The organism is uncultured Oscillibacter sp. (genome assembly GCF_950073225.1).
Lineage (GTDB): Bacteria > Bacillota > Clostridia > Oscillospirales > Oscillospiraceae > Oscillibacter.
In genome coordinates this window covers 16590-32743 of record NZ_CATMPS010000030.1, presented here as the reverse complement: position 1 = coordinate 32743, position 16154 = coordinate 16590, and the positions used below count along the sequence as shown (strand labels likewise).

The window sequence follows — 16154 nt, the reverse complement described above, 5'->3', positions numbered from 1 at the left end:
CCTTCGACCGGGCTGGGACTGGAAAAGCGAGGAATTCATCCCCCAATATGGCCCTTTATTGGTCGTTTCCTTTACCTTTGTCTGTTTGCCTGGCTTTTACCGGCTTTAATCAGTGCTTCCCTAAGTTGCTTTGGAAATGCTCATATAGAAGGAGAATGGCCTGAGCAGGGGCTCAGGCCCCACAACCAAGTCCCTGCTCCTCTTGGAGCGGAAGCATTGCGGGCCTTTGAAAGGAGTAGAACCTTGCATTACCTTGCCCCCAAGGAATTTTTGGATCGTTATGCCGCCGGAGGGACGGCCAAGACGCAAAAGAGCGCCGGGAAGCTCCTGGCCCTCTCCCTGCTGGCCGGGGCCCTCATCGCCCTGGGCTGCGCCGCCACGAATACGGCGGTTCACGGCATGGAAAACGTGGGCCCTGCCCGGACCGTCTCCGGTCTCCTCTTCCCCTTCGGCCTGTGCATGGTCATCGTCACCGGGGCGGAGCTCTTCACCGGGAACAGCCTGCTGGTTCTCTCCCTGCTGGAGAGAAAATGCACCCTACCCGGCCTTTTGCGGAACTGGGCCCTGGTCTACCTGGGGAACTTCCTGGGGGCCTTTCTCGTGGCGGCGGGCTGCGTGTGGTTCGGGCAGCTGAACTACTCCGCCGGAGGGCTGGCGGTCTACACCGTCCGCCTTGCCGCCGGGAAGTGCGCCCTGCCGTTTCTAAGCGGCTTTGGGCTGGGGATTTTCTGTAATCTCCTGGTGTGCCTGGGGGTCTTGCTGGCCCTCTCCGCCCAGGACGCGGCGGGCCGCTTCATGGGAGCTTTTATCCCGGTTTGCTACTTCGTCCTCTGCGGCTTTGAGCACTGCGTGGCGAACATGTACTACATCGCCGCCGGGCTTCTGGCGGTGCGGAATCCCCAGTACCTCCAGCTGGCCCAAGAGGCCGGTGTGGACCTTTCCGCCCTGACCGTTCCCAATTTCCTCCTGGGAAACCTCCTCCCCGTCACCCTGGGAAACGTCCTGGGGGGCGCGGGACTGGCTGCGCTGCTCTGGTATGCGCATTTGAAGAAGGACTGAACAAACACCGAGCCGGGAGGCAATACCTCCCGGCTCGGTGTTTTTACTGGGCGACGGAGACGCCTCCCTGCTCCAAATCCGTCCGCGCAACCGCATTCCTGTCCTCGTCATAGCCCACGGCGACGACCCGGAGGCCGGTGGGGTACTCGCTCCAATCCACCAGGTTGGCCTCAAACAGGAAATAGAGCCGTCCGTCCTTCTCCATCCAGCCGCTGTCGCCCCGATGAATCCCGTAATTGCCGTGGGCCCGGCCGATCCGTTCCTCTCCCCGGGGGTCGTCCGGGCGCATGAAATAGACCTCCAGCCAGGCGATCTCCGGGTCGTCCACCCTGCCGAACACATAGAACCGGCCCGCCTTTTCCATCCGTACAAAGCTCCACCAGCCGCCGTGGATGGGACCCTCCGCCCCGCAGTCCACCGGCACGCCATAGAGCTCCGTCCAGCCGTAAAACGACAGGCGGACCGCGCTGAGCATGGTGACATTCTCGTTTTCCGTCAGATAGACCAGGCCGGTTTTGTAAATCTCCGGGACCCAGTCCCGGCAGACCACCGCCGTCCGGCCCGTGCCTGTCCGCTCCTCAATGTGCCAGAGGGCCTGAATAGGGAACAGGAGGCCGATGAGGAAAATCCGGTTCACCAGAAGCACCGCCGCCGCCGCGATGAGGACCCGGCGGAGGCTTCTTTTTCTCCGGGAGGACAGCCGTCCCTTTTTCTCTTTCTTCATACCGTCTCCTCCCCTCCCGGCAGGGGGATTTCCAGCCGGACAGTCTCCCCGATAGCCCGGTACTCCCAGACCACATGGGTATCCCCCGGCTCCACCGGGGTCCACCGGACGGCGTACTCCGCCCTGTAATTTCCACTGCCCCCGGCGCTGGTCCCCGTCCCGCCCCGCTCGTTCCACAGCTCACTCCGGCTGGCCAGCCCATCCGCCGCGATGCCGAAGGGCAGCCGGTCATACATACAGGCCAGCACCATGGCCGCCCGCTGTCCGTCTTTCTCCCCCACGTACACCTGGTAAATCCGCAGGATATCGTTTCCAACCTCCGCCCGGATGTCCAACGCTTCCTCGGCTTCCACGTCTTTCAGACCGCCGATGGAACTGGCCGTCGACGGGCAAATTCGGGCCTCCAGACTGCTCCAGACATTGGACAGCATCCCAAACCCCAGCAGGGCCTGGATACACATCACCACGGTCAACGCTACCGCCGCCCGGCCCAGCCACAGCCAGCCCTTGCCCCGGTACTGCTTTGCCATCTCCCGGCCAATCTCCGCCGGGTCCCCCATGGCCTCCAGGCACCGCGCTTCCGCCAGTTCCGCACTCCAGCCCATCTCCAAAAGGGCCTCCATCCGATCCTCCACATGCTCCTCCAGCTCCCGGCGGACGTTCTCCCGCTCCTGGGCCGTCAGCCGCCCCAGGGGCGAGAGCACCTGGTCCAAAAACTCCTGCCGGGTCATACGGCCTCCGCGCCGCCCCGCAGCACATCGTTCACCGCCCCGGAATACCGCCTCCAGGCGGCCTCCTCCTCCCGGAGGGCCCCCTGGCCCTTCCGGGTGAGGTGGTAGTATTTCCGCTCCCGCCCCGTGGGGGCCTGCTTCCGGTAGGCCTCCACAAAGCCCTCCTGCTCCAGCCCGTGGAGCACCGGATACAGCGTCCCCTCCTTCATGTCAAAGGTGTGGTTGGACCGCCGGGCCAGCTCCACAATCATCTGATACCCATACATGTCCTCCCCCGCCAGCAATGAAAGCGCCAGCAGCCGGGTATGCTCAATGGCCTGTTTCTTCATCGCGTCCGCCTCCTGATACCTAGAATTTCTATGCTTATTATACATAGTATTTCTAGGTATGTCAAGAGAAAAAACCGCAGGGCGGACCGGCTGGTTAAAATTCGCAAGCGCCCCTCCCGGAAAAAAAGCTGTCCAACTCCCAAAATTTATGCTATAATCTCCCCATGAATGAGATTGCTTTGACCTTATCCCAGCTCCCCCCTCCCCTGTTGGCGTGGTATCGAGCCAACGCCCGGGACCTTCCCTGGCGGAAAACCCGGGACCCCTACCGCATCTGGGTCTCGGAAATCATGCTTCAGCAAACCCGGGTAGCGGCGGTGCTGGGCTACTACGCCCGGTTTCTGGAGGCCTTCCCCACGGTGGAGGCCCTGGCCTCCGCGCCGGAGGAACACCTGATGAAGCTCTGGGAGGGCCTGGGCTACTACAGCCGGGCCCGGAACCTTCAAAAGGCCGCCAAGCTGGCGGTGGACCGGGGGGGCTTCCCCGATACCTATGAAGAACTCCTGACCCTCCCCGGTATCGGGGACTACACCGCCGCCGCCATTGCCTCCGCCGCCTTTGCCCGGCGGGAAGCGGCGGTGGACGGCAACGTCCTCCGGGTTGTCACCCGCCTGACGGATGACCACAGCGACGTTGCCCTCCCCCAGACGAAAAAAGCCATCCGCTCCCAGGTCCAGAATATTTTCCCGGAAGCCGAGGCGGACGCGCGGATTTTCAACCAGTCCCTCATGGAGCTGGGGGCCACGGTCTGCGTGCCGAACGGCCCGCCGAAATGCCTTCTCTGCCCCGTCCGGGACCTCTGCCTGGGCCGGGCCCGGGGCACGGCGGAAAGCCTGCCGGTAAAGGCCCCGAAAAAGTCCCGCCGGGTGGAGGACAAGACGGTGTTCCTCCTCCTCCGGGAGGGCCGCGCGGCCCTGCGGAAGCGCCCGGCCTCCGGATTGCTGGCGGGGCTGTGGGAGTTTCCCAACGTGGAAAGCGCCCTGGACGAGCCCGCCGCCGCGGTCGCGGTCCGGGCCTGGGGCCTGGAGCCGCTCGCCTGGAAACGCCGCCTGACGGCAAAGCACATTTTCAGCCACGTAGAATGGCACATGACCGGCTACGCCCTGGAGGTTTCCGGGGACGGGCCGGAGGATTTCACCTGGGTGGATACCCTGGAGCGTCACGCCGTCCCCTCGGCCTTCTCCCGCTTCACGGAGGAGGTCCGGCGGGAACTGGAGGAATAGGAGGAACCGTATGCCATTCTGGAAACAGAGCGAGGACCCCTGGGACCAAAAACCGGACAAGCCCCGCCGGGAGCCCAAGGAGCCGCAAGCAAATCCCCTTGACAGCCTGAAGGCCTGGAACGAGGAGCGCAAGGCCAAGGCAAAGGAAAAAGAAGAGGCCAGGCGCCTCCCGCCGGAGCCCTGCCCCTGGTGCGGGAAAGAGATGGAGCAGGGCTTTCTCACAGGCGGGCGGGACAGCGTCCGCTGGTACCCCGGCGTCCACAAGTTTGATCCCCTCCGGGCCCTGGACGGAAACGCCCTGGACCTGCTGGACGAGGGTGACCCCTGGGGCGTTTACAAGACCGTCTGGCTCTGCCGGGACTGCAAAAAAGCGGTTTTCAACATGCCGGACCCGCCGGAGGACTACAGCCCCTTCGCCGCCCCGGCGGAAACGGAAGAAACGAAAGAGGAGGAAGAGAGCGAGGAATAATCTGCCGAATTCCATCGCTTTTTGTATATTTATGGCACAATTATACTTTAAGTATGGGGCCATGGGCTCCAGCAAGTCCGCCAACGCCCTGATGGCCCGCTTCAACTACGAGGAGCGGGGCCAGAAGGCCCTGATGGTCAAGCCCCGGCTGGACGCCCGGGACGGGGAGCACATGGTCTATTCCCGCATTGGGCTGAAATACCCCTGCGTGTACTTTGACGAGATGCAGGAGATGACCGCCATGGAGCTCCAGCAAAACGCCTGCATCATTGTGGACGAAGCCCAGTTCCTCACCAAGGAAGAGGTCATGTACCTGGTGGATCTGGTGGACCGGCTGGACATCCCCGTCCTGTGCTACGGCCTCCGGGCGGACTTCAAGGGGGACCTGTTCCCCGGCAGCTATCAGCTCCTGGTCATGGCGGACAAAATCGAGGAGGTCAAGACCATCTGCTGGTGCGGCAAAAAAGCCACCTTCAACGCCCGCTTTGACGAAAACGGCAAGGTCCTCAAGGAGGGGGAGCAGGTGGTCCTGGGGGCCAACGACAAATACATCGGCCTCTGCCGCCGCCATTGGATGGAGGGGAATTTGGGACCGGACTTTGACGTGGAGGCCCTATGACCTGCGCCCTCTGTCCCCGGGCCTGCCGGGCAGAGCGGACCCCGGACCGCCCCGGCGGCGTATGTGGCATGCCGTCGGAGCCTGTGGTGGCCCGGGCGATGCTCCACCAGTGGGAGGAGCCCTGCCTCGTCGGGGAGCACGGGGCGGGAGCCGTTTTTTTCTCCGGCTGCAATCTCCGCTGCGCTTACTGCCAGAATAAGCCCATCTCCCAGGGCGGCGTGGGGAAGCCCGTTTCCGTCTCCCGCCTCCGGGAAATCTTCCGGGAGCTCATCGCCGGAGGGGCGGCCTGCCTGGACCTGGTGACCCCCACCCACTTCGCCCCCGCCATTATAGAGGCCCTGGGGGACGGGCCCTGGCCCGTCCCGGTGGTGTGGAACTGCGGGGGCTATGAAAGCGTCCCCACCCTGCGGTCCCTGGCGGGAAAGGTCCAGATCTACCTGCCGGACCTGAAATACGCCCTCCCCGGCCCCGCCGGGAAATACTCCGCCGCCCCGGACTATTTTGACCGCGCCGCCCCGGCCATTTTGGAGATGTTCCGCCAGACGGGGCCTTACCGCATGGAAAACGGCGCGCTCAAATCCGGCGTGCTGATCCGCCACCTGCTGCTCCCTGGGGAGCTGGAGAATACCCGCCGTTGCATCGACTGGGTGTCGGAAGCCTTCCGCCCCGGGGAGGTGCTGTTCTCCCTCATGAGCCAGTACACCCCCCAGCCCGGGGCCTCCGGGAATCTCAGCCGCCATGTGACGAGGGCGGAGTACCGGGCGGCGGCGGAATACATGGAAAACTGCGGCATCGCGGACGGCTACACCCAGGAGCGCACCTCCGCCAGGGAGGAGTACACCCCGGATTTTGACCTGTCGGGAATATAAAACAAAAAGTCCCGTGAGCAATGCTCACGGGACTTTTATGTATCCCTTATGAATTACTCCTCGGGGACGATGGCGCCGTTGGGGCAGGTGTCGCTGCAAGAACCGCAGTCCAGGCAGGCGGCAGCGTCGATGACGTAGGAATCATCGCCCTGGCTGATGGCGCCGGCGGGGCAGGCGTCAGAGCAGGCGCCGCAGCTCACACAGGCAGAAGTGATCTTATAGGCCATGGGTTGCACCTCCATTAGAATTGTATTCCCATTGTAGCATACTCTCGAAAAAAAGCAAGAGCTTTGTGAAACCCCTGACGGAAAATTTTTACTTCCCCTGTTCACACTTTGTTTTCACAAACGTCAAAGAACGTCAAAGATTTCCTCTTGACATTTCTCCGGCAGATGGTATACTAACATCATCCAAAACATCAAAGATAGTCAAAGTCAAACGAGGAGGCGTACCCATGGGGATTTCCGATTTAATTGCCGGCTTCCTTCAAGAATGCCTGGACGAGACGGGAGACGGCGTGCTGGAGGTCCAGCGGGGCGAGCTGGCCCAGCGGTTCAACTGCGTGCCCAGCCAGATCAACTACGTCATGTCCACCCGCTTCTCCCCCGAGCGGGGCTATATCGTGGAGAGCCGCCGGGGCGGCAACGGGTATATCCGCATCACCCGGGTCCAGGTGGACCGGGAGACTCTTTTGATGCACGTCATCAACTCCCTGGGCGAGCGGGTGGACCTGCCCTCCGCCCGGGCCATCCTGGGGAACCTGGCGGAGGCCGGGGCCCTGCCGGAGGGCCTGGCCCGGACGCTGCTGGCCGCCGTGGGAGACAAGGCCCTGGGGGCCGTGCCCCGGGACCTCCGGGACCAGGTCCGGGCGGACGTTTTGAAAAACGTTCTGATTCTCCAGGTCTAGCGGGGCATACGCCGGAGCGGCCCCACCTTTCCATCTGTCACCAAAACATTTTCCGTATACAGGAGGTTTTTATTATGAAATGCGAAAATTGTGGCAAGAATGAAGTCACCTTTGTTTACCAGAGCAACGTCAACGGCCAGATTACCGAGAAACACCTGTGCGCCGAATGCGCCGAGCGGCTGGGCTACACCCAGCGCCTGGCCGCCCAGAGCCAGCGGATGATGCGGGGCCTCTTCGGCGGCGGGCTGTTCGACGACTTCTTCACCCCCGTCCCCTCCCTGCTGAGCCGGATGAACCGTATGCTGGAGGACCCCTTTGACGACTTCTTCGCCGATATGCCCGCCCTGGGCGCCCCGGCGGAGGCGAAGCAGGAAGCTCCCAAGGCCCAGGAGGCCCTGCTGGAGCAGGAGGAGCAAAACGAGATTTCCAAAAAGCGGCAGCTCAACGCCCTGCGGATGGAGATGCAAAAGGCCGTCCAGGAGGAGAACTTCGAGCGGGCGGCGGAGCTCCGAGACCAGATCCACAGCCTGGAACAGAACTGAACCACCCGACTGCACGAAAGGAAGTGTCTTGCATATGAATGAGAAAAAATTCAGCCCCGGCGCGGAGGAGTCTCTCCGCCTCAGCCAGGAGGCCGCGGGAGAGCTGGGCCACGGCTACGTGGGCACGGAGCACCTGCTTCTGGGGCTCATCCGGGAGGACCAGGGCACCGCCCACGACGTCCTCCTGGAATCCGGGCTCACCGACGACATGATCGTCCAAATCATCAAGCGCAGCGTCGGCGCGGGCCTCCCCGGCGGGAACCCCGCCCAGGGCCTGACCCCCCGGGCCCGCCGGGTGGTGGAGATTGCCGTGGAGGACGCCGTCCGGGGCGGCAGCCCCTATGTGGGCACGGAGCACCTGCTGGCGGGCCTCCTCCGGGAGGGGAACAACATGGCCGTCCGCATCCTCCGCACCGCCGGGGTGGACGCCCGGCCCCTCTACGCCGCCCTGATGCAGAAGCTGAACCAGCGGCCCCAGAGCCGCCAGCCCGCCGCCCCCCGGGACGACCGGGGCCCCTCCTCCGGCGGGGCTAGCGGGAGCGGGAAAACCCTCCGGGAGTTCACCCGGGACCTGACCGCCGACGCCCGGAACGGCAAGCTGGACCCCGTGGTGGGCCGGGACGATGAGATCCAGCGGGTCATCCAGATCCTCTCCCGCCGGACGAAGAACAATCCCTGCCTCATCGGCGAGCCCGGCGTGGGCAAAACCGCCATCGCCGAGGGCCTGGCCCGGAAAATTGCGATGGGGGACGTGCCCGAGGATTTGCTGGACAAGCGCATCCTCTCCCTGGACCTCTCCGGCATGGTGGCGGGGACCAAGTACCGGGGCGAGTTTGAAGAGCGCATCAAAAAGGCCCTGGACGAGGTGAAGAAGTCCGGGGACGTGATCCTCTTCATCGACGAGCTCCACACCATCGTGGGGGCAGGGTCTGCCGAGGGGGCCGTGGACGCGGCCAACATCATCAAGCCCGCCCTGGGCCGGGGAGAAATCCGCTGTCTCGGGGCCACCACCCTGAACGAGTACCGGAAGTATATCGAAAAGGACGCCGCCCTGGAGCGCCGCTTCCAGCCCGTCCAGGTGGGCGAGCCCAGCCAGGAGGCCAGCCTGGAGATTTTGAAGGGCCTCCGGGAGAAGTACGAGCAGCACCACAAGCTTCAGCTCACTGACGAGGCCCTGGAGGCCGCCGTCTCCCTCTCCGCCCGGTATATCTCCGACCGCTTCCTGCCCGACAAGGCCATTGACCTGATGGACGAGGCCGCGTCCAGGGTCCGCATGGAGGAGGAGGAAATTTCCCCGGAGCTGAAATCCCTGGAGGAGAAAATCGCCGCCCTGGCCAAGGACAAGGACGCCGCCATCCAGCGTCAGGACTATGAGACCGCCGCCCAGCTCCGGGACATTGAGAGCAACTACCGGGACCAGGTGGAGCAGGAGCGGGAGAAGCGGCGCTCCAGCCCCCGGCAGCACCGCCCCGTTACGGCGGAAGACATCGCCGCCGTGGTGGCGGGCTGGACGGGCATCCCCGTCACCCGCCTGACGGAGGACGAGGGCAGCCGCCTTCTTCGGATGGAGGAGATTCTCCACCAGCGGGTGGTGGGCCAGGACGAGGCCGTGAAGGCCGTGGCCCGGGCCATCCGCCGGGGCCGGGTGGGGCTGAAGGACCCCAAGCGGCCCACAGGCTCCTTCCTGTTCCTGGGCCCCACGGGCGTGGGGAAGACGGAGCTGTGCAAATCCCTGGCAGAGGCCATGTTCGGCGACGAGAGCGCCATCATCCGCATCGACATGTCGGAGTATATGGAGCGCCACACCGTCTCCCGCCTCATCGGCTCCCCCCCGGGCTATGTGGGCCACGAGGAGGGCGGCCAGCTCACCGAGCGGGTCCGGCGCAAGCCCTATTCCGTGGTCCTCTTCGACGAGATTGAAAAGGCCCACGAGGACGTGTGGAACATCCTCCTCCAGATCCTGGACGACGGACGGATTACGGACTCCCAGGGCCGGACGGTGGACTTCAAAAACACGGTCATCGTCATGACCAGCAACATCGGGGCCAAGAGCCTCACCACCGCCGGGACCCGCCTGGGCTTCAACTCCGGCGAACCGGCGGCGGACGACGAGGAGAAGAAATTCCTCCAGGCCAAGGAAACCGTCATGGCGGAGCTCCGCCAGACCTTCCGGCCGGAGTTTTTGAACCGCATCGACGATATCATCGTCTTCCGGGCCCTTACCGAGGAGGACATCCACGAGGTGGCCCGCCGGATGCTGGAAACCGTGTCCGCCCGGATGGAATCCATGGGCCTGCACCTCAGCGCCTCCGACGAGGCGGTGGCGGAGCTGGTCCGGGAGGGCTACGACCCGAAATACGGCGCTCGGCCCCTGCGCCGCTGCATCCAGAGCAAGGTGGAGGACGCCGTGGCGGAGCGGATGCTGGACGGCACCCTCAAGGAGGGGGACACCGCCGCCCTCACCGTGGAGGACAGCAAGCTGCTGGTGACCAAGGAGGAAATACCCGCCTGAACAAAACCAACGGCCCCGCCGGAAGGCGGGGCCGTGTTCGCTCCTCAGTACTTTTTCACAAACCGGGAGATCAGCGCACGGCAGGTCACAATGCGGATGCAGGCGTAGAAGGCCTCCGCCTCCGCCGTGCCCTGCCCCACGGTGGTTGCGTTCTGGGCGTCCTCCTCCGTCTCCCAGAGGACGAAGTCCGTCCAGGTCTCGTCCTGCACATAGTGCTCCCAGGAGAGGAAGCCCTTGGCCTTGGAAATCACCGCGTCGTGGAGCGCCTGGGTCCGCTCCATGAACTCCTCCGGGGTCACGGTCTTTTTGAGCTTGTAGGAAAAAATCCACGCTGTTTTCGCCATACATGTTTCCTTTCCGCGTTTCGCCAAATGGTTGGATGGTACCGCCCAGACAGTCCGGTCCTAGAGGTTCCCGAGAAAATAGAAGCCCGCCAGGCCCCACAGGGCCAGATCGGCCACGCCCACCAAAACCAGCAGCACCGTCAGCACCGTCAGCGCGGGCCCGTCCTTTTTCTTGGGCTTCTCAGCCGGGACAGGCGCCGCCTGTGGGGGGGCCTCCGGTTTTGGATCTTCTTGTTTTGGTGCCTCTTGTTTTGGAGCCTCTTCTTCAGGGACCGCCTGTACGGGCTCGGTCATTTCTTCCGCCATGAAGGGTTTCCTCCTCTCTTCGCCCGCGGCGGCCCGCCGGAAGCGACAGCTTATTGCAAAAATATCCTACCACAGATTTTCTCATCCATCAAGAGGAATCGTCCAAACGCCGCCCTTGCCTTTTCCACCAAAAGCGTGTACACTGTCAGGGAACACCATTTCTCCAAAGGAGGCCCCGCCATGCCCTTCACCGCCCTCTCCGCCCTGCTGGGCCTGGCCCTGCTGGCCCTGGACCAGTGGGTCAAGCATTATATCACCCTCACCCTTCCCCTGGGGGAAACCCGTCCCCTCCTGCCGGGCTTTGTGGAGTGGAAAGCCGTCCACAACTACGGCGCGGCCTGGTCCAGCTTTTCCGGGCAGCGCTGGCTGCTGGTCGCCGCCACCGGCCTTATCGTCCTGGCGATTTTGGCCCTGCTGGTCCGCCGGGTGGTCCGGCACCCCCTGGGGACCCTGGCCTGCTGCCTTATCGTCTCCGGCGGCCTGGGGAACATTCTGGACCGGGTGCGCCTGGGCTACGTGGTGGACATGTTCCACTTCCAGTTTTACGAGAGCTATCCCGTCTTCAACGTGGCGGACATGTGCATTGTTTCCGGCTGCGTCCTGGGCCTCGTCTACTACCAGTGGTTCTACGAGAAGTACGACAAAAAGGAGAAGCCCCATGGAAACGCTGACGCTCCGTCCCACGGAACTTGACGCCGGGAAGCGGGTGGACGCCTGGCTTCCCTCCCAGGCGGAGGGCCTGACCCGTTCCGCCGCCCAGCGCCTCCTGGAGGAGGGCCGGGTCACCCTGAACGGGAAGCCTCTGGCGAAAAACTATAAGCTCGCCGGGGGAGAAACGCTGTCCGTCTCCCTGCCGGACCCGGAGCCCCTGGACGCCCTGCCCCAGGACATCCCCCTGGATGTGGTCTTCGAGGATGGGGACGTCATCGTGGTGAACAAGCCCAAGGGCCTGGTGGTCCACCCCGCCCCGGGCCATCCGGACGGCACCCTGGTCAACGCTCTGCTCCATCACTGCGGCGGCAGCCTCTCCGGTGTGGGCGGGGCCCTGCGCCCCGGCATCGTCCACCGCATCGACCGGGACACCTCCGGCCTCATCATCGCCGCCAAGAACGACTTTGCCCACCAGGCCCTGGCCGCCCAGCTCCAGGACCACAGCCTGGCCCGGACCTACGAGTGCATCGCTATGGGCGGCTTCCGGGAGGACCGGGGAACGGTGGACGCCCCCATCGGGCGGCACCCGGCGGACCGGAAGAAGATGGCGGTAATCCCCACCGGCCGCCCCGCCGTCACCCACTGGGAGGTCCTGGCCCGCTTTTCCGGCTTCACCCACCTCCGCTGCCGCCTGGAGACCGGGCGGACCCACCAGATCCGGGTCCACCTGGCTTATCTGGGCCGCCCCATCCTGGGGGACCCGGTCTATGGGAAGCCCGCTCCCGGCCTCCAGGGCCAGTGCCTCCACGCCGCGGGCCTGCGGTTCGTCCACCCCCGCACCGGAAAAACCGTGGAGCTCTCCTGCCCCCTGCCGGAGGAATTTCAAGCCCAGCTCCAAAGGCTGGCCCGGCGGCTTTGAGGGTTCTTCCGGGGGCGGTGATGAATTTTCATAAAAAACCAAAAATTTTTGAAATACGCCTTGACAAAACCGAAATCTTTTCGTATACTAGTCAATGCCGTTTGACGTGGGCGGTGACTTGGGAGCATAGCTCAGCTGGTTAGAGCATCTGCCTTACAAGCAGGGGGTCACTGGTTCGAGTCCAGTTGTTCCCACCAGATCCCCACTCTTAAGCCCCTTCCACGCAAGGTTACGGCCCGGTAGTTCAGTTGGTTAGAACGCTAGCCTGTCACGCTAGAGGTCGACGGTTCGAGCCCGTTCCGGGTCGCCACTTGCCCAGATAGCTCAGTTGGTAGAGCAGTGGACTGAAAATCCACGTGTCGCTGGTTCGATTCCGGCTCTGGGCACCACACGCGGGCACTGTGCAGTCGTTGGCGGCTTGCCGCCTTACGAATGCGGCGTGCCCCATATGCGGGCATAGCTCATCTGGTAGAGCGCCACCTTGCCAAGGTGGAGGTAGCGAGTTCGAGCCTCGTTGCCCGCTCCAGCTCAGGAATTCCCATCATAGCGGAGTTTTCGCCGCAAGGCGGAAGCGGAGCGGTGATGGGAATTCCTTCGCTTCCCCACCGGAACCGCTGCGCATCTCTTGCGGATGCTTCGCCGGGTTCCGGGGCTCCGGTTTTGCGCCGCATTGTCTCGTTCGCGGCGGGGTTCCGGAGGGCGGGAAAATTTTTTGAGTTTTTTTCAAAAAGGGGTGGACTTTTTCGGAGAGTTCGCATATAATACAGTGTAGATGGTGACATAGCCAAGTGGTAAGGCAAGGGTCTGCAAAACCCTGATTCCCCGGTTCAAATCCGGGTGTCACCTCCAAGATGAAAAGACGGGCTTTGCCCGTCTTTTTTTGCGATTATTTGGATGGCCGCCCCTAATCGGGTTTATAAAAGGGTAGCGGTCCAGACGTCAGCCGGTTGGTCTTGCGAATAAGCGAACAGCGGGGATCGCCGGGGCAGGCCTCCTTCTTTTCGAAACACGCTCCCTGCCCCATTTGAAAAAAGTACTGCCCGGGACTTTTCCCAGGCGGTACCTTTTCCTTTTGCTTTCAAATTTATCCGGTATAACCTCTCCTTGAAGAACACAGAAAATCGCATCGGCCCCTGAAATATTATTTCCGAGTTTTAAGCTCAGAAATAATAACAAGGCGAGCGAAACCTGCCGCCATTTCTGGCGGCGCATATATAATTTAAAGAGGCCATATTTGCAAAATTGATACTTGACGCTCCACAGTATATAATTGAAATATGTCATTGAGTTTTATTCTTGACCAAATTTTGACTTTCTCCCTATATGATGAAAAAGACTGGAGGTGTTCACATGGCATACAGAATTTTGATCGTGGATGATGAACCTATCCTGACCGAATTGCTTTCCACCCATTTGCAGGATCACGGCTATACGGTTTCCGCAGCCAACAGCAGCGCTGAAGCCCTGGCGAAGCTGACTGCAAAACCAAATCTCATTCTGCTGGACATCAATATGCCGGGGATGGATGGGCTGGAGCTGTGCAAGGTCATTCGGAACCATATCGTCTGCCCGATCCTGTTCCTGACGGCACGGATCACAGAGCAGGATAAGGTCAACGGCCTGCGGGCCGGAGGGGACGACTATATCACCAAGCCTTTCGGCTTGCAGGAATTGCTTGCCCGCATTGAGGCCCATCTGCGCCGGGACGAGCGGAATAACCGCCCGCCGGAGGTCGTGACCTCCCAGGGGCTGATTATCAATCTCTCTGATCGAAAAGTATTTTGGAACGAGCAGGAGCTTTCCTTTTCCAAGAGGGAATTTGACATCATCGAATTTCTGTCCTCTAACCCCAATCAGGTCTTTGACAAAGAACGCATCTATGAGGCGGTATGGGGCTATGACGCGGCGGGCGACAGCAGCGTGATTAAAGAGCATATCCGCAAAATCCGCGCGAAGCTCATGCAGGCCAGCGGAAGTGAGTACATCGAAACAGTTTGGGGGATGGGCTACCGATGGAAAAAATAAAAAGGCAGTCATTGAAACGCGCTTTTATGAAAGCTGTGGCGGTCACAATGCTGATTGTGTTCCTGTGCAGCGGCCTTGCGATTTTCGGCTGTTATCGTTTCCAAAACCATATTCTCCCCGATTCCAACGAGGTCTGGCTGACGCAGCAGACAACCGCCCCGGATGGTACGGTCACAGAGGCAAAGATGAGGTATGTCCTTGACGGCTCACCAGAGCCATTCGGCCAACTGGTAGCGGACAGCCAGGAACACAACGAGAATCAGGGACAGACGAGCTACAGGATAGAGCGTATTGAATCCAGCTACTCCATGCTTTCCCCGAAAGCGAGAACGGCCTACCGTACTTCACAGGTTTGTATGGTGTTGCTGCCGTTTCTGTTTGCTGTGATTGGAATTACTTTGTGCGCGTGGTGGTTTTATCACAAGGTGCTGGAGCCGCCGATCACTGTCCTGATGGATGCCACCGCCCATATTCAAGACCGGGATTTGAACTTTCAGATTATCTATGATGAGCAGGATGAATTGGGCCAGCTCTGTACCGCCTTTGAGAAAATGCGGCAGACCCTATATGAGAATAACCGTCAGATGTGGAGTATGCTGGAGGAACGCCGGGCGTTGCAGGCATCCGTGGCCCACGATCTGCGTAACCCCATCGCCATTATGACCGGCTATGTGGAATATTTGCAGGAGAACAGCCGGGGCGGGGCCTTGACGGAGGAAAAACTGGAAAAGGCGCTCTCCAATCTCGGTATCACCGCGGAGCGCATGGGCCGCTATACCGATACCATGCGCGACCTGGGGGCTATCGAAGAAACCGGAGTCCGCCTCAGAGAGGTGGAGCTTCCTGATTTTTTACAGCACATGGCGGATTCTCTATCCATCCTGTTTCAAAATACCCAGGTGCGTTTTTCCTGTGACCTTCATGTGCCGAAGGGAAGGGCCGTCCTTGACGGGGAGCTGTTGTACCGTGTTCTGGAAAATCTGATCTCCAATGCCCTCCGTTTTGCGGAGCGGGAAATCGGGCTGGCTTTTTGTCTGGAGCATGGAATCCTGTCGGCCACCGTGACCGACGACGGGCCGGGCTTTTCGGACAAGCTGCTGCAAAAGAAAACCGCCCTGTTCTACTCCGAGGATACCTCCGGCCAGCACCTGGGGCTGGGGCTGGCGGTGAGCCGGGTGCTGTGCCAGAAGCACGGGGGAACCATAGAGCTTTCAAACAGATCGCCCCATGGAGCCTGCGTGAAAGCCTCCATCGCGGTCAAGCAATTCGCGTTGCGGTGATGTAGATAAGGAATTGCCCTTTTGGGGAAACGGATATATTATGAGACAATGACAAATGGTAATTTATTATAGGAGGACAAAATGAAAGAAATATTGGAGTTCAATCACAAAAAGCAATGTGGTTTGTGGCTGATTCTGATTGGAATTGTACTTATCATAGCTGTTATCTTCGGCGGGAAATTCCTTGTGAATCCATTTGTGTTTCTGATAGGCTATTATGCTTGCTTTTTTAGTGTTAACGCAAACAAGAAAGTTAGAGAAAAACTCTCCCAGGGAGCTGTTTCCCCAAAGCAGATAAAGATGATCTATTATTCAATTGCCGCTTTGTTCCTTTTGATGTTTTGTATTGCCGGCCCGTTTATCCCCGGGTGGCATTGGAGGCAGATATGGTTGGGTGTACTGATGGCAACAGCCATACATTTTTTCTTGTGGTTCTTTATACACGGTTGGAGCATGGTTGTGTTGGGGATTGTATGTATCGTTATCGCAACAACAGGCTATGTATTCCCCAATATATCGGTTTCAGTTATTTGCATTGCCGATGCAGCAGTTAAATTGATATGCGGGGTATATTTGCTTTTCTTCTCAAGACCGTCAAAACTTATTCCCCATGTAACAAAGCAGCGATTGTAAAAGCATATTTTA

At 61.0% G+C, this 16154-nt stretch carries 19 protein-coding genes and 5 tRNA genes; 18 read left to right on the top strand and 6 right to left on the bottom strand.

Annotated features, from left to right (window positions below):
• Window positions 1–243 precede the first annotated feature (243 nt).
• Complete coding sequence (locus tag Q1M04_RS12645) at window positions 244–1059, top strand: formate/nitrite transporter family protein (protein WP_297999682.1); 816 nt, start codon at window positions 244–246, stop codon at window positions 1057–1059.
• Window positions 1060–1102: 43 nt separating this feature from the next.
• Here the strand turns inward: Q1M04_RS12645 and Q1M04_RS12640 are convergent, their stop codons facing one another.
• The 3 genes from Q1M04_RS12640 to Q1M04_RS12630 are packed head-to-tail and all read right to left on the bottom strand — an operon-like array spanning window position 1103 to window position 2843.
• A complete protein-coding gene (locus Q1M04_RS12640) occupies window positions 1103–1783 on the bottom strand; it encodes a hypothetical protein (RefSeq protein ID WP_297999684.1) in 681 nt (226 codons plus the stop codon).
• Complete coding sequence (locus Q1M04_RS12635; protein WP_297999686.1) at window positions 1780–2514, bottom strand: permease prefix domain 1-containing protein; 735 nt, start codon at window positions 2512–2514, stop codon at window positions 1780–1782. The genes Q1M04_RS12640 and Q1M04_RS12635 overlap by 4 nt, the downstream gene beginning before the upstream one ends.
• On the bottom strand, window positions 2511–2843 hold the full coding sequence (locus Q1M04_RS12630; protein WP_295756037.1) for a PadR family transcriptional regulator: 333 nt from the start codon (window positions 2841–2843) through the stop codon (window positions 2511–2513). Before Q1M04_RS12630 ends, Q1M04_RS12635 begins: the two co-directional genes overlap by 4 nt.
• A gap of 179 nt (window positions 2844–3022) precedes the next feature.
• Between Q1M04_RS12630 and mutY the strand changes: the two genes are divergently transcribed.
• The 4 genes from mutY to Q1M04_RS12610 are packed head-to-tail and all read left to right on the top strand — an operon-like array spanning window position 3023 to window position 6023.
• Window positions 3023–4066: an A/G-specific adenine glycosylase gene (mutY, locus tag Q1M04_RS12625; RefSeq protein WP_366132233.1), complete on the top strand. Its 1044-nt coding sequence runs from the start codon at window positions 3023–3025 to the stop codon at window positions 4064–4066.
• 10 nt (window positions 4067–4076) lie between these two features.
• Window positions 4077–4535 carry a PF20097 family protein gene (locus Q1M04_RS12620; RefSeq protein ID WP_295756031.1) on the top strand — a complete coding sequence of 153 codons (459 nt, stop codon included), beginning with the start codon at window positions 4077–4079 and terminating at the stop codon, window positions 4533–4535.
• Between the two features lie 31 nt (window positions 4536–4566).
• Window positions 4567–5154 carry a thymidine kinase gene (locus Q1M04_RS12615; protein WP_297999691.1) on the top strand — a complete coding sequence of 196 codons (588 nt, stop codon included), beginning with the start codon at window positions 4567–4569 and terminating at the stop codon, window positions 5152–5154.
• Complete coding sequence (locus Q1M04_RS12610) at window positions 5151–6023, top strand: 4Fe-4S cluster-binding domain-containing protein (RefSeq protein WP_293281640.1); 873 nt, start codon at window positions 5151–5153, stop codon at window positions 6021–6023. The genes Q1M04_RS12615 and Q1M04_RS12610 overlap by 4 nt, the downstream gene beginning before the upstream one ends.
• 53 nt (window positions 6024–6076) lie before the next feature.
• Here Q1M04_RS12610 and Q1M04_RS12605 read toward each other — a convergent pair whose 3' ends face one another.
• The gene (locus tag Q1M04_RS12605) at window positions 6077–6250 is read right to left on the bottom strand and encodes a DUF362 domain-containing protein (RefSeq protein WP_293280867.1); all 174 of its coding nucleotides are present in this window, start codon (window positions 6248–6250) and stop codon (window positions 6077–6079) included.
• A gap of 227 nt (window positions 6251–6477) precedes the next feature.
• On the opposite strand from Q1M04_RS12605, the gene Q1M04_RS12600 reads away from it, so the two are divergent.
• The 3 genes from Q1M04_RS12600 (at window position 6478) to Q1M04_RS12590 (ending at window position 9984) form a co-directional block, all read left to right on the top strand.
• Window positions 6478–6930, top strand: a complete 453-nt coding sequence (locus tag Q1M04_RS12600; protein WP_204792177.1) for a CtsR family transcriptional regulator — start codon at window positions 6478–6480, stop codon at window positions 6928–6930.
• A 74-nt stretch (window positions 6931–7004) separates the two neighbouring features.
• Window positions 7005–7472: a UvrB/UvrC motif-containing protein gene (locus tag Q1M04_RS12595; RefSeq protein ID WP_297999694.1), complete on the top strand. Its 468-nt coding sequence runs from the start codon at window positions 7005–7007 to the stop codon at window positions 7470–7472.
• 34 nt (window positions 7473–7506) lie between these two features.
• Window positions 7507–9984, top strand: a complete 2478-nt coding sequence (locus tag Q1M04_RS12590) for an ATP-dependent Clp protease ATP-binding subunit (protein ID WP_297999696.1) — start codon at window positions 7507–7509, stop codon at window positions 9982–9984.
• Between the two features lie 44 nt (window positions 9985–10028).
• Here the strand turns inward: Q1M04_RS12590 and Q1M04_RS12585 are convergent, their stop codons facing one another.
• Together Q1M04_RS12585 and Q1M04_RS12580 are read right to left on the bottom strand one after the other, a co-directional pair.
• Window positions 10029–10328, bottom strand: a complete 300-nt coding sequence (locus tag Q1M04_RS12585) for a hypothetical protein (RefSeq protein ID WP_297999698.1) — start codon at window positions 10326–10328, stop codon at window positions 10029–10031.
• A gap of 60 nt (window positions 10329–10388) precedes the next feature.
• Window positions 10389–10634, bottom strand: a complete 246-nt coding sequence (locus Q1M04_RS12580; protein WP_295756013.1) for a hypothetical protein — start codon at window positions 10632–10634, stop codon at window positions 10389–10391.
• Between the two features lie 180 nt (window positions 10635–10814).
• Between Q1M04_RS12580 and lspA the strand changes: the two genes are divergently transcribed.
• From lspA to Q1M04_RS12530, 10 genes are all read left to right on the top strand, one after another.
• Complete coding sequence (gene lspA / locus Q1M04_RS12575) at window positions 10815–11327, top strand: signal peptidase II (protein ID WP_297999700.1); 513 nt, start codon at window positions 10815–10817, stop codon at window positions 11325–11327.
• Window positions 11293–12204, top strand: coding sequence for an RluA family pseudouridine synthase (locus tag Q1M04_RS12570; protein WP_297999702.1), 912 nt, complete (start codon window positions 11293–11295; stop codon window positions 12202–12204). The genes lspA and Q1M04_RS12570 overlap by 35 nt, the downstream gene beginning before the upstream one ends.
• 120 nt (window positions 12205–12324) lie before the next feature.
• A tRNA-Val gene (locus Q1M04_RS12565) sits at window positions 12325–12401 on the top strand.
• A 36-nt stretch (window positions 12402–12437) separates the two neighbouring features.
• Window positions 12438–12514: transfer RNA gene (locus Q1M04_RS12560), tRNA-Asp, on the top strand.
• A 3-nt stretch (window positions 12515–12517) separates the two neighbouring features.
• A tRNA-Phe gene (locus Q1M04_RS12555) sits at window positions 12518–12593 on the top strand.
• 61 nt (window positions 12594–12654) lie between these two features.
• Window positions 12655–12730, top strand: a tRNA-Gly gene (locus Q1M04_RS12550).
• 248 nt (window positions 12731–12978) lie between these two features.
• A tRNA-Cys gene (locus tag Q1M04_RS12545) sits at window positions 12979–13053 on the top strand.
• Between the two features lie 501 nt (window positions 13054–13554).
• Window positions 13555–14229 (top strand): response regulator transcription factor, encoded by a 675-nt coding sequence (locus Q1M04_RS12540; RefSeq protein WP_300347117.1) that lies wholly within the window; start codon window positions 13555–13557, stop codon window positions 14227–14229.
• Between the two features lie 47 nt (window positions 14230–14276).
• Window positions 14277–15509: a HAMP domain-containing sensor histidine kinase gene (locus Q1M04_RS12535; protein WP_300448036.1), complete on the top strand. Its 1233-nt coding sequence runs from the start codon at window positions 14277–14279 to the stop codon at window positions 15507–15509.
• Between the two features lie 81 nt (window positions 15510–15590).
• Window positions 15591–16142 (top strand): DUF6609 family protein, encoded by a 552-nt coding sequence (locus tag Q1M04_RS12530; protein ID WP_300448033.1) that lies wholly within the window; start codon window positions 15591–15593, stop codon window positions 16140–16142.
• Window positions 16143–16154 lie beyond the last annotated feature (12 nt).